Consider the following 13,410-nt stretch of genomic DNA (forward strand, 5'->3'; position numbering starts at 1 on the left):
TGTTAGCTAAGTCATTTGTGTTTTGTTATTTTTGTCTGTGTTTTAGAAGAGGCGCCGGCCCCCCGGGGGCGGGGGCCCCCCCCCCCCCCCCCCCCCCCCCGCACTCATGTCCGTCCGCTTGCCCCCCGGTATCCTTCGTGGGTCCACCACCCAAAGCCGAAGGGCATTCCCGTGAGCGCCAACCGCCCGGCAGCCGTCGTCGTCCTCGCAGCGGGTGAGGGCACCCGCATGAAGTCGAAGACCCCCAAGGTCCTGCACGAGATCGCCGGGCGTTCGCTCGTCGGGCATGTCGTGTCCGCCGCCCGGGAGTTGGAGCCCGAGCACCTCGTCGTGGTCGTCGGGCACGCCCGCGAGCAGGTCAAGGGGCATCTGGCCGAGCACTACGCCGGCACGCGGACCGCCGTCCAGGAGCAGCAGAACGGCACCGGGCACGCCGTGCGCATCGCCCTGGAGGAGCTCGGCGAGGCCCCCGAGGGGACCGTCGTCGTCGTCTGCGGCGACACCCCCCTGCTGTCCGGGGAGACGCTCCGGGCGCTGGCCGGCACGCACGCCGCCGACGGCAACGCCGTGACCGTGCTGACCGCCGAGGTGCCGGACTCCACCGGCTACGGGCGGATCGTGCGGGACGCGGACGGTGCCGTGACCGAGATCGTCGAGCACAAGGACGCCGCGGCCGCCCAGCTCGCCATCCGGGAGATCAACTCGGGTGTGTTCGCGTTCGACGGGAAGCTGCTCGCCGAGGCGCTGAAGCAGGTGCGCACGGACAACAGCCAGGGCGAGGAGTACCTCACCGACGTGCTGTCGATCCTGCGCGAGGCGGGGCACCGGGTCGGGGCCTCGCTGGCGGGTGACCACCGGGAGATCCTCGGGATCAACAACCGGGTGCAGCTCGCCGAGGCCCGTGGCCTGCTGAACCGGCGGCTCCTGGAGCGGGCCATGATGGCCGGTGTCACCGTCGTGGACCCGGCGTCCGTGTTCGTGGACGTGACCGTGACCTTCGAGGCGGACGCGGTGATCCTGCCGGGTACGCAGCTGTACGGTGCCACGCACATCGGCGAGGACGCCGTGGTGGGCCCGAACACGCGCCTGACGGACGTGACCGTGGGCAAGGGCGCCCGCGTGGACAACACGGTCGCCGTCTCCGCCGTCGTGGGGGAGAGCGCCTCCGTGGGGCCGTTCGCGTACCTCCGCCCCGGGACGAACCTCGGCAGGAAGTCCAAGGCCGGCACGTACGTCGAGATGAAGAACGCGACGATCGGCGAGGGCACGAAGGTGCCGCACCTGTCGTACGTGGGCGACGCGACGATCGGCGAGTACACGAACATCGGCGCCGCGAGCGTCTTCGTGAACTACGACGGGGAGGCGAAGCACCACACCACGATCGGCTCTCACTGCCGCACGGGTTCGGACAACATGTTTGTGGCTCCCATCACCATCGGGGACGGGGCCTACACCGCCGCGGGGTCCGTGATCACGAAGGACGTGCCGGCCGGTTCGCTCGCCGTGGCCCGGGGCCAGCAGCGGAATATCGAGGGTTGGGTGGCCAGGAAGCGCCCCGGCAGCGCCGCCGCGCAGGCCGCTTCGGCCGCCTCTGAGGAGTCCGCCGGCGAAAGCTGACCGGAAACAGGTACGTCGAACTCGGCGTACCGTGATACGTGCACACAAATTCGGCTGGCACGCACATGCGCTCGACAGGCGCGGGATCGCGGCCAGAGAACACGTCTGAGGAGACAGTGCTGTGACCGGGATCAAGACGACCGGCGAGAAGAAGCTGATGCTCTTCTCCGGCCGCGCCCACCCCGAGCTGGCCGAGGAGGTCGCGCACCAGCTGGGCGTCGGTCTCGTTCCGACCAAGGCGTTCGACTTCGCCAACGGTGAGATCTACGTCCGCTTCCAGGAGTCGGCGCGCGGCGCGGACTGCTTCCTGATCCAGAGCCACACGGCTCCGATCAACAAGTGGATCATGGAACAGCTGATCATGATCGATGCTCTGAAGCGGGCCTCGGCCCGGAGCATCACCGTGATCATCCCGTCGTACGGCTACGCCCGTCAGGACAAGAAGCACCGCGGCCGTGAGCCGATCTCGGCGCGTCTGGTGGCGGACCTGCTGAAGACGGCGGGTGCGGACCGCATCCTGACCGTGGACCTGCACACGGACCAGATCCAGGGCTTCTTCGACGGCCCGGTGGACCACCTGTCCGCCCTCCCGGTCCTCGCGGACTACGTGGGTGCGAAGGTCGACCGCGCGAAGCTGACGATCGTGTCTCCGGACGCGGGCCGCGTGCGGGTCGCCGACCGCTGGTGCGACCGTCTGGACGCGCCGCTGGCGATCGTGCACAAGCGCCGTGACAAGGACGTCGCCAACCAGGTCACCGTGCACGAGGTCGTCGGTGACGTGAAGGGCCGCGTCTGTGTCCTGGTCGACGACATGGTCGACACGGGCGGCACGATCTGCGCCGCCGCGGACGCGCTGTTCGCGCACGGTGCGGAGGACGTCATCGTGACGGCCACGCACGGCATCCTGTCGGGTCCGGCCGCGGACCGGCTGAAGAACTCCAAGGTCAGCGAGTTCGTGTTCACGGACACGCTGCCGGTGCCGGGCGCCCTGGAGCTGGACAAGATCACGGTGCTGTCGATCGCGCCGACGATCGCGCGCGCGGTGCGCGAGGTCTTCGAGGACGGTTCGGTGACGAGCCTCTTCGAGGAGCACTGAGCCCGTAGGCGGTGACCGAGGAGGGCCCTCCCCGCCGGGGAGGGCCCTTCCGGCTGTCCGGGGTCTGATCCATTTGGGCGGTCCGGGGGCGGCGGGTAGACTGCCGGAGTTGCTCGGCGAGGGAGGCCGGACCCGTGAGGGTCCCGGCGGTCCGTTATCGACGCGCTCTTCGTAGCAGGCCATCGCCAGTCGTGGCCGGGTGACCACGCTTTTTCGTCACCTTTCTACGAGGAGTGCACCATGTCCGAGGTCAAGCTCGCCGCTGCCGTCCGTACCGAGTTCGGCAAGGGCGCCGCCCGTGCCATCCGCCGCGCCGCCCAGGTTCCCGCCGTCGTCTACGGCCACGGCTCGGAGCCGGCCCACATCACCCTTCCGGCCCACGACCTCGGTCTCGCGCTGCGTACGCCGAACGTCCTGCTCTCCCTGGACATCGACGGCAAGAACGAGCTGGCGATCCCGAAGGCCGTCCAGCGTGACGCCATCAAGGGCTTCCTGATCCACGTCGACCTGCTCCTGGTCAAGCGCGGCGAGAAGGTCACGGTCGAGATCCCGGTCCAGGCCGAGGGCGAGCTGGCCGCCGGCGGCAACCTGCTGGAGCACGTGCTCGGCACCCTGTCCGTCGAGGCCGAGGCCACCCACCTCCCCGAGGCCGTCACGGTCTCCGTGGAGGGCCTGGAGGCCGGTGCCTCCGTCCTCGCCAAGGACATCGCCCTCCCGAAGGGCGCGACCCTGGTGACCGACGCCGACGCCGTCGTCCTGCAGGTCCTGGCCGCGCAGGCCGAGGAGCCGGCCGCCGAGGCCGAGGCCACCGAGGGCGCCGAGGCCTGAGCCGTAGGCTCTGCCTGACGTGACGGGGTGATGGGCCGTACGGGCCCGTCACCCCGTTTCTCTTGTACGGATACGCGGATACGGGAAGAGCTGACGCACATGACGGACGACGCGAACGCCCCTTGGCTGATCGTCGGTCTCGGCAATCCGGGGCCGGAGTACGCGGCCAACCGGCACAACATCGGCTTCATGGTCGTGGACCTGCTCGCGGAGCGGATCCGCGGCTCGTTCAAGCGGGCGCAGAAGGCGCAGGCGCAGGTGGTCGAGGGCCGGATGGGGCCTCCGGGGCCCGAGAACCGCCGGGTGATCCTCGCGAAGCCGATGTCGTACATGAACCTGTCGGGCGGTCCGGTGACGGCGCTGCGCGACTTCTACAAGGTGCCGACGGCGCGGGTCGTGGCGGTCCACGACGAGCTGGACATCGACTACGGGGTGCTGCGGCTGAAGCTGGGCGGCGGCGACAACGGGCACAACGGTCTGAAGTCGATGACGAAGGCGATGGGTGCGGAGTACCACCGGGTGCGGTGCGGGATCGGGCGTCCGCCGGGGCGGATGCAGGTCGCGGACTTCGTGCTGAAGGACTTCTCGTCGGCGGAGCGCAAGGACCTGGACTGGTTCGTGGACCGGGCGGCGGACGCGGTGGAGTGTCTGGTGGCGGAGGGTCTGGAGCGGGCCCAGTCGGCGTACAACTCGTAGGGCCTGGCGGTCGGAGCGTACGACTGTACGATCGCGGGTCATGACGCACGTCCGTACCGCAGCCATGGCCCTGGTCGCCCTGCTTCTCCTCGTCGCGGGGGCCTGGGCCTCGTGGAACTCGGCCCAGCACGTCCTGCTCGCGAAGGGCCGTGAGCACGGGACGCTGACGGTGGTCGCGTGCACGGACGAGACGTGCAGCGGCCGTTTCGTCCCGGAGGATCCGTCGTCGACGCGCCGGACGCTGACGATCGCGCGTTCGGTGGCGGCGGAGAAGGGCGTGACGATCCCGGTGGTGGTGAAGCCGGGTACGGACGAGGGGGTGCGGACGGGCTGGGGCGGCGGTCTGCACGCCTGGCTCCCGCTGGGCGGGGCGCTGTTGCTGGCGGCGCCGCTGGTGGGGGGCGGGATGCGGCTGCCCCGGACGGCCTGGTCTCTGGCGGGCGCGGGCGGGGCGGTGCTGGTGGCGGCGTTCTTCGCGCTCTGAGCGCGGGCGGGGACGCCCGCGGACCGTGACATGCGGCAGGGCCCCCGCCGGGGAATCCGGCGGGGGCCCTGTCGTGCGTGCGGGAGGGGTGTCAGCCGGTGTTGCGGAGGCCCGCGGCCACGCCGTTCACCGTGAGGAGCAGGGCCCGTGCGAGCAGCGGGTCCGGGTCCTCGCCGCGCTCGGCGTCCGCGCGCTGGCGGGCGAGGAGGGCGACCTGGAGGTAGGAGATCGGGTCCAGGTAGGCGTCGCGGATGGCGAAGGTCTGCTGGAGGACGGGGTTGGAGTCGAGGAGCTTCTCGCCGCCTGTGATCTTGAGGACCTCGGCGACGGTCAGCGCGTGCTCGGCCTCGATGGTGTCGAAGACGTGCTTGAGGTCGTCGGGGACGAGGGTGTCGACGTAGTGGCGGGCGATCCGCAGGTCCGTCTTCGCGAGCGTCATCTCGACGTTGGAGAGGAAGTTGCGGAAGAAGTGCCAGCGGTCGTACATCTCGCCGAGGACGGGGTCGAGACCGGCCTCGCGCAGGGCCTTGAGGCCGGAGCCGACGCCGAACCAGCCGGGCACGATCTGGCGGGACTGGGTCCAGCCGAACACCCAGGGGATGGCGCGGAGTCCGTCGAGGGAGACGCCTGAGCCGGGGCGGCGGGAGGGCCGTGAGCCCAGGTGGAGGTCGGCGAGCTGGTCGACGGGGGTGGAGGCGAGGAAGTACGCCGGCAGGCCGGGGTCCTCGACGAGCTTGCGGTACGCGGTGTGGGCGGCGTCCGAGACGGTGTCCATGGCCGCGTCCCAGCGGGCGAGGGCGTCGTCGGACTGGCGCGGCGCGGTGTGCAGGGCGGATGCCTGCAGGGTGGCGGCGACGGTCAGTTCGAGGTTCTCCCGGGCCAGGGACGGGATGAGGTACTTGTCGGAGATGACCTCGCCCTGCTCGGTGACCTTGATCTCGCCCTCCAGGGTGCCCCAGGGCTGGGCGAGGATCGCGTCGTGCGAGGGGCCGCCGCCCCGGCCGACGGTGCCGCCGCGGCCGTGGAAGAGGCGGAGTCGTACGCCGTAGCGGTGGGCGACGTCGCGGAGCCTGCGCTGGGCGCGGTGGATCTCCCACTGGGAGGTGGTGATGCCGCCGAACTTGGAGGAGTCGGAGTAGCCGAGCATGACCTCCTGGACGTCGCCGCGGAGCGAGACGAGGCGGCGGTAGGAGGGGTCGGCGAGCATGGCGTCGAGGATGACGTCGGCGGCCTTGAGCTCGTCGGTGGTCTCCAGGAGCGGCACGATGCCGATCTTGGCCCAGCCGCCGTGCAGGTCGACGAGGCCGGCCTCGCGGGCGAGGACGGCGGCGGCGAAGACGTCGTCGGCGCCCTGGCACATCGAGATGATGTAGGACTCGATGACCTCCGGGCCGAAGCGCTCGAAGGCCTCCTTGATGGTGTGGAAGACGCCGAGGGTCTTCTCGCCGGCGGCGTCGAGCGGGGCCGGGGTGGGGGCGAGGGGGCGGCGCGAGCGCAGTTCCTTGGCGAGCAGCTTCTGCCGGTAGTCGCGCGGCATGTCGGCGTACCGCCAGGACTCCTCGCCGAGGCGGTCGAAGAGCTGTCCGAGGGCGTGGTGGTGGGCCTCGGCGTGCTCGCGGACGTCCATGGTGGCGAGCTGGAGGCCGAAGGCGGAGAGCGTGCGGATGACCCGGTCCATGCGGCCGTCGGCGAAGAGCGCGCCGCGGTGCTCGCGCAGGGAGGTCTGGATGAGGGTGAGGTCGCGGAGGAGTTCGGCGGTGCCGAGGTAGTCGCGGCCGTCCTGGTGCGGGGTGCCGTGGGCGAGGCGCTCGCGGGTGTTGACGAGCTTCTGGCGGATGCAGGTGGCCTTGAGGCGGTACGGCTCTTCGGCGTTGAGGCGCTTGTAGCGGGGGCTGATCTCGGGGAGGAGGTCCAGGTCGCGCTGGAGGGAGTCCAGGAGTTCCTGGGTGGCTCCGGTGTAGCGGATGGAGTTGGAGAGCAGTCCGCGGAGGAAGTCGACGAGTTCGAGGGCGTCGGTGATGCCGTGCTCGTGCTGGAGGATCAGGACGTCCCAGGTCACCTGCGGGGTGACGTTGGGGTTGCCGTCGCGGTCGCCGCCGATCCAGGTGCCGAAGGTGAGCGGGCGGGTGCCGGAGGGCAGTTCGACGCCGACGCGCTCCAGCTCGGCGGCGAGGTCCTCCAGGACGTCCCCGACGGCGTTGGCGTGGAGTTCGTCGAGGTAGTAGATGGCGTTGCGGGCCTCGTCGGCGGGCTCGGGGCGGACGACCCGGAGCTCGTCGGTCTGCCAGATGAGGTCGATGTTCTCGGCGAGGCGCAGGTCCGTGCGGCGGCGCTCGACCTGGCTGACCGGGGTCTCCAGGAGGGCGGCGATGCGGCGGAGCTTGTTGAGGACGGAGCGGCGGGCGGCTTCGGTGGGGTGTGCGGTGAAGACGGGCCGTACGTTGAGGTTCTTGACGGTCTCGCGGACGTGCTCGGGGTCGCCGTCCTTGAGCATGTCGGCGGTGCGGGCGAGGAGGCCGCCCTCGGCGGCGCGCTTCTCGCGCATCTCGCGGCCGCGGTGGACCTGCTCGGTGACGTTCGCGAGGTGGAAGTAGGTGGAGAAGGCGCGCACGAGCTTGGCGGCCGTCTCGAGTTCGACGCCGCGGAGGAGCTCGGCGGCGGCCTCGCCGTCCTCGCGGGTGAGGCGGCGGACCTTCTCGACGAGGTCGAGGAGTTCGTGGCCTTCCTGGCGCACGAGGGTCTCGCCGAGGAGATCGCCCAGTCGGCGGATGTCGGCGCGCAGCTCGGTGCTGGCGGTGGGGGTCTGGTCGGCACTGCTCACAGGTGCGACTCCTTGCAGTGTTCGAGCACGTCTGGAGGGGTTCTGGAGGCTTGCGGACCGCGCTGTCCGACGCACCCAGGATAGGTGTCCACATGGTGGGCGGCGGGCAGCCCCCTCTTCGCGCCCTCTTGCCGCGCGCCACGGCGCTGCCATACTTACGACGCCGTAGGTTACGGAAGCGTAGCCACGGCTTCGCGCTTCGACGCGTTTCCCCTCCTCTTCACCCCCCAGGGACACCCATGACCATGAGCCCCGAGATGACGTCGGCGTCCGCGGCGCCGGACGCCACCGCGGCCCTGCCCTCCGCCACGCTGGGCGGGGACAGCAAGCGTTCGATCGAGCAGATCACCCTGCTGCTGTTCATCACGGTGCCGTTCCTGGCGCTGCTCGCGGCGGTGCCGCTGGCCTGGGGCTGGGGGGTGAGCTGGCTGGACCTGGGGCTGATGGTGGTCATGTACTACGTCGGCTGTCACGGGATCACGATCGGTTTCCACCGGTACTTCACGCACGGTTCCTTCAAGGCGAAGCGGCCGTTGCGGATCGCGCTCGCGATCATGGGTTCGCTGGCCGTGGAGGGTCCGCTGGTCCGCTGGGTGGCGGATCACCGCAAGCACCACAAGTTCTCGGACGCGGAGGGTGACCCGCACTCGCCGTGGCGGTTCGGCGAGACGGTTCCGGCGCTGATGAAGGGCCTGTGGTGGGCGCACATCGGCTGGATGTTCGACGAGGAGCAGACGCCGCAGCACAAGTACGCGCCCGATCTGATCAAGGATCCGGCGATCCGGGCGATCTCGCGCCAGTTCGTGCTGTGGACGGTCGTGTCGCTGGCGGTCCCGCCGGTGGTGGGCGGTCTGGTGACGATGTCGTGGTGGGGCGCCTTCACGGCGTTCTTCTGGGGCTCGCTGGTGCGGGTGGCGCTGCTGCACCACGTGACGTGGTCGATCAACTCGATCTGTCACGCGGTGGGCAAGCGTCCGTTCAAGTCGCGTGACCGTTCGGGCAACGTGTGGTGGCTGGCGGTGCTGTCGTGCGGCGAGTCCTGGCACAACCTGCACCACGCGGACCCGACGTCGGCCCGGCACGGGGTGCTGCGCGGGCAGGTCGACTCCAGTGCGCGCCTGATCCGCTGGTTCGAGCTGCTCGGCTGGGCGACGGACGTGCGGTGGCCGGCGAAGGCGCGCATCGAAGCCCGCCGCCAGAGCGCGTCCGCAGACGCGGCATGATGGAAGACGTGGCGATCGAGGGCAGGACCGACGGTACCGGCAGCAGCGGCGGAGAGCAGAAACCCCGGCGGGGCCGCCGGGTGCGGATGACGGGCGCGGAGCGCCGGGAGCAGCTGCTCGACATCGGTCGCACGCTCTTCGCGGAGAAGGGCTTCGAGGGCACGTCGGTGGAGGAGATCGCGGCGAAGGCCGGGGTGTCCAAGCCGGTGGTGTACGAGCACTTCGGGGGCAAGGAGGGGCTGTACGCGGTCGTCGTCGACCGGGAGATGCGGCAGCTCCTGGACGGGGTGACGGGGGCGCTGACGGCGGGGCATCCGCGGGAGCTCCTGGAGCAGGCGGCGTTCGCGCTGCTCGACTACATCGAGAACTACACGGACGGTTTCCGGATCCTCGTGCGGGATTCGCCGGTGGCGCAGTCGACGGGCACGTTCGCGTCGCTGATCAGTGACATCGCCACCCAGGTGGAGGACATCCTGGGTCTGGAGTTCAAGGCCCGGGGCTTCGACCCGAAGCTGGCGCCGCTGTACGCGCAGGCGCTGGTGGGGAGTGTGGCGCTGACGGGCCAGTGGTGGCTGGACGTCCGCAGGCCGAAGAAGGCGGAGGTCGCGGCGCATCTGGTGAACCTGGCGTGGCACGGTCTCGACGGTCTGGAGCAGAAGCCGCGGTTGATAGGGCATCGCAAGAACTGACCGGACGGTCGGATTCGGTCGGGTAAAGAACTGGTCATCCGCTCCCCCCTGAGTAGACTCGTGTTCAACATCCGGGGGGGTGTTCCGACCTTCGAACGAGGTCGTCCTCGCATGCGCTGTGCGCTGCGCCGACGCCGTTCGACGTGGTGCGAGCCCCCCTGTGTGGTTCTGTCGAACCTCTGATCCCTGGGGGGGATCTTCTTGTTCTTCACGCGTTCCCTGCGTGCCCGTCGTCTGACGGCCTGCACCGCCCTGGCCCTGTCCGCGGGCATGGTCCTCGCGAGCCCGGCATCCGCCGACTCGCCCGCGCCGCGTCCGGCCGCGGAGAAGCCCTCGACGGCGCCCGCCGTGCCGTCGAAGCGGATCGTCCCGGAGGCCGACGGCGCGCGTTCCGCCGGGGCCGCCGGCCTCACGGCGGAGCGTCCTCCGTCCCGCTCGGACCTCGACGGCGACGGCCGCAGCGACCTGGTCCTGCGCCGGGGCGGCTCGCTGATGACGGCGACCACCGGCTCCGAGGGCGGCGAGTTCTACCGCGGTGACGGCAACACGGAGTTCATCGAGGACGTCGTCCCGATCGGCGACCAGGACAGGAACGGCAGCCGTCCCGAGGTCCTGACGCTCTCGAAGTTCGGCTGGCTGAGCCTGTACGGCGACTCCACGGCGACCTACGGCGCATACCGCTGGTCCGGCCCGGGCTGGCAGATCTACAACAAGGTGTTCTCGCCCGGCGACATCAGCGGCGACGGCCGCGCCGACGTCCTGGCGCGCACGCCCGCGGGCGAGCTGTGGGTGTACGTGTCGACCGGCACGCCCCACGCGCCGTTCCACGCGCGCAAGAAGGTCGGCAACGGCTGGGGCGCGTACGACCAGCTGATCGGCCTCGGTGACAGCGACGGCGACGGCCGGGGCGACTTCCTGGCCCGTACGCCCGCGGGCGGTCTCTTCTACTACGGGAGCACCGGCAGCCCGTACTCGGTGAAGCCCGCCAAGCAGGTCGGCCAGGGCTGGCAGCAGTACAACCAGATCCTCGGCATCGACGACGACAACGCGAACGGGGTCCCCGACGTCCTCGCGCGTGGCGTCGACGGCACCCTGTACCAGTACTTCGGCACCGGCAGCGGTCACTTCACCGCCCGCAAGCAGGTCGGCACGGCCGGTGCGTGGAAGAACGTGGACCAGTTCTCCGGCACGGGCACCATGCCGGCGCACGGCAAGGGCGGCATGGTGGCCCGCACCAAGGCGGGCACACTCTTCTGGTACCAGGGTCTGAACAACGGCCGGCTCGCGGGCCGCGCCCAGATCAGCTCCCCGGGCGGCTGGGCCGGTGCGACGCTCTTCGAGGTCAACTCGCTGGGCCGGGACGCGATCTCCGACACGCTGGAGATCTACAAGGGCCACCTCTACGGCAACGAGACGGACTTCGGCGGCGGCTGGGGCTCGATCAACCTGATCGCCGGCCCCGGCGACCTGAACGGCGACGGCACCGGCGACTTCGTCGCCCGTGACCGCGACGGCGTCCTGTGGCTGTACCGGAGCAACTACGACGGCACCGCCCTGCACGCCCGCGTGAAGATCGGCAGCGGCTGGAACGCGTACGACCAGATCGTCGGATCGGGCGACTACACCAGCGACGGTCTGAACGACCTGGTGGCCCGCGCCAAGGACGGCACGCTCTACCTCTACCAGGGCACCGGCCAGGGCGGTTACCCGTTCAAGCCGCGCGTCCGGATCGGCGGCGGCTGGAACGCGTACGGGAAGCTGGTGGCGCCCGGTGACATCACCGGCGACGGCCAGGGCGACCTCATCGCGGTGAACGCGGGCGGCGAGCTGTTCCGCTACAGCGGCACCGGCCAGGCGGGCCACCCCTTCAAGCCGCGTGCCTCGATCGGCACCGGCTACCAGATCTTCAACGGTCTGTACTAGTCGGACCGCGCACCCGACGGGACGCCCCGCACCGGTTCTCCGGTGCGGGGCGTCCCCGTGCGCCGGGGCCTTGTCATGGACGGGCGGTATGCTCCCCCCACACCCGGGGGCCGCCCTCCGCACGCGCCCGCCGACACGGCGAGGCGCCGCGGGCCCGCCCCGGCCCTGAAGACTCTCTGATCCCTGGGGGGGATCTCTTGCGAACTGTGCACTCCACACGCGCGCGCCTCGGCGCGTGCACCGCGCTCGCCCTCGCCGCCGGCATGCTCCTCGCGAGCCCGGCCTCCGCGGGCGCGCCCGCGCCGCACCCGGTCGCCGAGAAGCCGGCGGTCCGTTCCGCACCGCCGTCTCCCGCGCGCCCCGGCAGCGGCACGCTGCGCCTGGGTGCCGCCGCCGCCGGCGTCGGTGCCTCCCCGCAGCTGTCGGACTTCGACGGCGACGGCGCGGCCGACCTGATCTACCGCGTCTGGGACGGCACGGTCCGGACGGCCTCGACCTCCACCCCGAGCACGCAGTTCGGTTCCTTCACGGAGCCGCCGAAGGACGTCGTCCCGATCGGCAACCAGGACGGGAACGCCAGCGGTCCCGAGGTCCTGACGCTCTCGGCCCGGGGCACGCTCAGCCTGTACGCGGACGCCACGCCCAGCGGCGGGAGCCTCGTCTGGCAGGGCAACGGCTGGAACGTCTACAGCAAGGTCGTCGCGCCCGGCGACGTGAACGACGACGGCCGGGCGGACCTGGTCGCCCGCGACCGCGAGGGCGTCCTGTGGCTGTACTACGCCACGGGCAAGCGCACGGCGCCCTTCTCCGCGCGGGTGCGGCTGGGGGCCGGCTGGAACGTCTACGACCAGCTCCTCGGCATCGGCGACGACAACGGCGACGGCTGGGCCGACCTGATCGCCCGCGACACCGCCGGCACCCTGTGGTTCTACGCCGGTACGGGCGACAAGGCCCGTCCCTTCGCGGCCCGCAGGGCGATCGGCGGCGGCTGGGGCGTCTACAACCAGATCTTCCCCGTCGGCGACGACAACGGCGACGGCAACGGCGAGCTGATCGCCCGCGACCAGAACGGCACGCTCTGGTACTACACGGGCAGGGGCGACGGCACGCTCGCGCCCCGGCAGCAGCTCGGCGACACGGGCGAGTGGGGCTGGGTCCCGCAGTTCGGCGGCGCGGGCAACATCCCGGTCAGCGGCGAGAAGGAGGGCATGTTCGCCCGGGACACGCGCGGCACCATGTTCTGGTACGGCGCCACGACCAGCGGCCTGCTCTCCGCCCGCGGCCAGTTCGGCGGCTCGGCGGCGTGGCTCGGCGCGAACTTCGCGCACCTGTCGTCGATGGACGCGGACGCCTCGTCCGACCTCGCGGAGATCTTCCAGGGCCGCCTGTACGTCGACGGCGTCCTCATCGGCGGCGGCTGGGACATCTACAACACGATCGTGGGCCCGGGCGACCTGTCCGGCGACGGCAGGGGCGACCTGCTGGCCCGCGACCGCTCCGGCGTCCTCTACCTGTACCAGGGCAACGGCTCGGGCACCGCGGTGGCCGGCCGCGTCAAGGTGGGCAACGGCTGGGGCGCGTACGACCGGCTCGTCGGCGCCGGCGACCACACCGGCGACGGCCGCGCCGACGTGGTCGCCCGCACCCCCAACGGCGACCTGTACCTCTACGCCGGCACCGGTGTCGCCTCCGCCCCCTTCAAGGCGCGTCAGAAGATCGGCACCGGCTGGAACACGTACACGAAGATCGTCGCCCCCGGCGACCTGAACGCCGACGGCAAGGCCGACCTCCTCGGCATCGCCGCCAACGGCGACCTGTACCGCTACCTCAACACCTCCGCCGGCGCGTTCACCTCCCGCGTCAGGATCGGCACGGGCTACGGGATCTACGACACCGCCCAGTGACGGCTTGAGGGTTCCGCGGGGGGGGGGGGGCCGCGGGGGGGGGGCGGGGCGCGGGGGGCGGGGGCCCCCCCCCGCCCGCCGGCGGGCGGGGGGGGGGGGGCGCGGGGGCGGGGGGCTCGCCGGGGCGGG

10 protein-coding genes are annotated in these 13,410 nt (G+C 71.3%); 9 read left to right on the plus strand and 1 reads right to left on the minus strand.

Going from position 1 to position 13,410, the window contains the following annotated elements:
- Window positions 1-171: 171 nt before the first annotated feature.
- From glmU to ACFV2S_RS22565, 5 genes are all read left to right on the plus strand, one after another.
- Window positions 172-1,617 carry a bifunctional UDP-N-acetylglucosamine diphosphorylase/glucosamine-1-phosphate N-acetyltransferase GlmU gene (gene glmU / locus ACFV2S_RS22545; RefSeq protein ID WP_385561913.1) on the plus strand — a complete coding sequence of 482 codons (1,446 nt, stop codon included), beginning with the start codon at window positions 172-174 and terminating at the stop codon, window positions 1,615-1,617.
- A gap of 121 nt (window positions 1,618-1,738) precedes the next feature.
- Entirely contained in the window at window positions 1,739-2,713 is a 975-nt protein-coding gene (locus tag ACFV2S_RS22550; protein WP_141302919.1) for a ribose-phosphate diphosphokinase, read from the plus strand.
- Window positions 2,714-2,953: 240 nt separating this feature from the next.
- The gene (locus tag ACFV2S_RS22555; RefSeq protein ID WP_385561916.1) at window positions 2,954-3,541 is read left to right on the plus strand and encodes a 50S ribosomal protein L25/general stress protein Ctc; all 588 of its coding nucleotides are present in this window, start codon (window positions 2,954-2,956) and stop codon (window positions 3,539-3,541) included.
- 99 nt (window positions 3,542-3,640) lie between these two features.
- Window positions 3,641-4,237, plus strand: a complete 597-nt coding sequence (pth, locus tag ACFV2S_RS22560) for an aminoacyl-tRNA hydrolase (RefSeq protein ID WP_383798423.1) — start codon at window positions 3,641-3,643, stop codon at window positions 4,235-4,237.
- Between the two features lie 40 nt (window positions 4,238-4,277).
- Window positions 4,278-4,721, plus strand: coding sequence for a hypothetical protein (locus tag ACFV2S_RS22565; protein WP_383798426.1), 444 nt, complete (start codon window positions 4,278-4,280; stop codon window positions 4,719-4,721).
- A gap of 91 nt (window positions 4,722-4,812) precedes the next feature.
- Here the strand turns inward: ACFV2S_RS22565 and ppc are convergent, their stop codons facing one another.
- Complete coding sequence (gene ppc / locus ACFV2S_RS22570) at window positions 4,813-7,542, minus strand: phosphoenolpyruvate carboxylase (RefSeq protein ID WP_385561921.1); 2,730 nt, start codon at window positions 7,540-7,542, stop codon at window positions 4,813-4,815.
- A 239-nt stretch (window positions 7,543-7,781) separates the two neighbouring features.
- Here ppc and ACFV2S_RS22575 point away from each other — a divergent pair, with 239 nt between their 5' ends.
- The 4 genes from ACFV2S_RS22575 (at window position 7,782) to ACFV2S_RS22590 (ending at window position 13,281) form a co-directional block, all read left to right on the plus strand.
- A complete protein-coding gene (locus ACFV2S_RS22575) occupies window positions 7,782-8,765 on the plus strand; it encodes an acyl-CoA desaturase (protein WP_385561923.1) in 984 nt (327 codons plus the stop codon).
- Window positions 8,765-9,454: a TetR/AcrR family transcriptional regulator gene (locus ACFV2S_RS22580; RefSeq protein ID WP_385562250.1), complete on the plus strand. Its 690-nt coding sequence runs from the start codon at window positions 8,765-8,767 to the stop codon at window positions 9,452-9,454. Before ACFV2S_RS22575 ends, ACFV2S_RS22580 begins: the two co-directional genes overlap by 1 nt.
- 201 nt (window positions 9,455-9,655) lie before the next feature.
- On the plus strand, window positions 9,656-11,377 hold the full coding sequence (locus ACFV2S_RS22585; RefSeq protein WP_385561926.1) for an FG-GAP repeat domain-containing protein: 1,722 nt from the start codon (window positions 9,656-9,658) through the stop codon (window positions 11,375-11,377).
- Window positions 11,378-11,583: 206 nt separating this feature from the next.
- Entirely contained in the window at window positions 11,584-13,281 is a 1,698-nt protein-coding gene (locus ACFV2S_RS22590; RefSeq protein WP_385561929.1) for an FG-GAP repeat domain-containing protein, read from the plus strand.
- The last annotated feature ends 129 nt before the right edge of the window (window positions 13,282-13,410 follow it).

The sequence above is a fragment of the Streptomyces sp. NPDC059695 genome, from assembly GCF_042733785.1.
GTDB lineage: Bacteria > Actinomycetota > Actinomycetes > Streptomycetales > Streptomycetaceae > Streptomyces.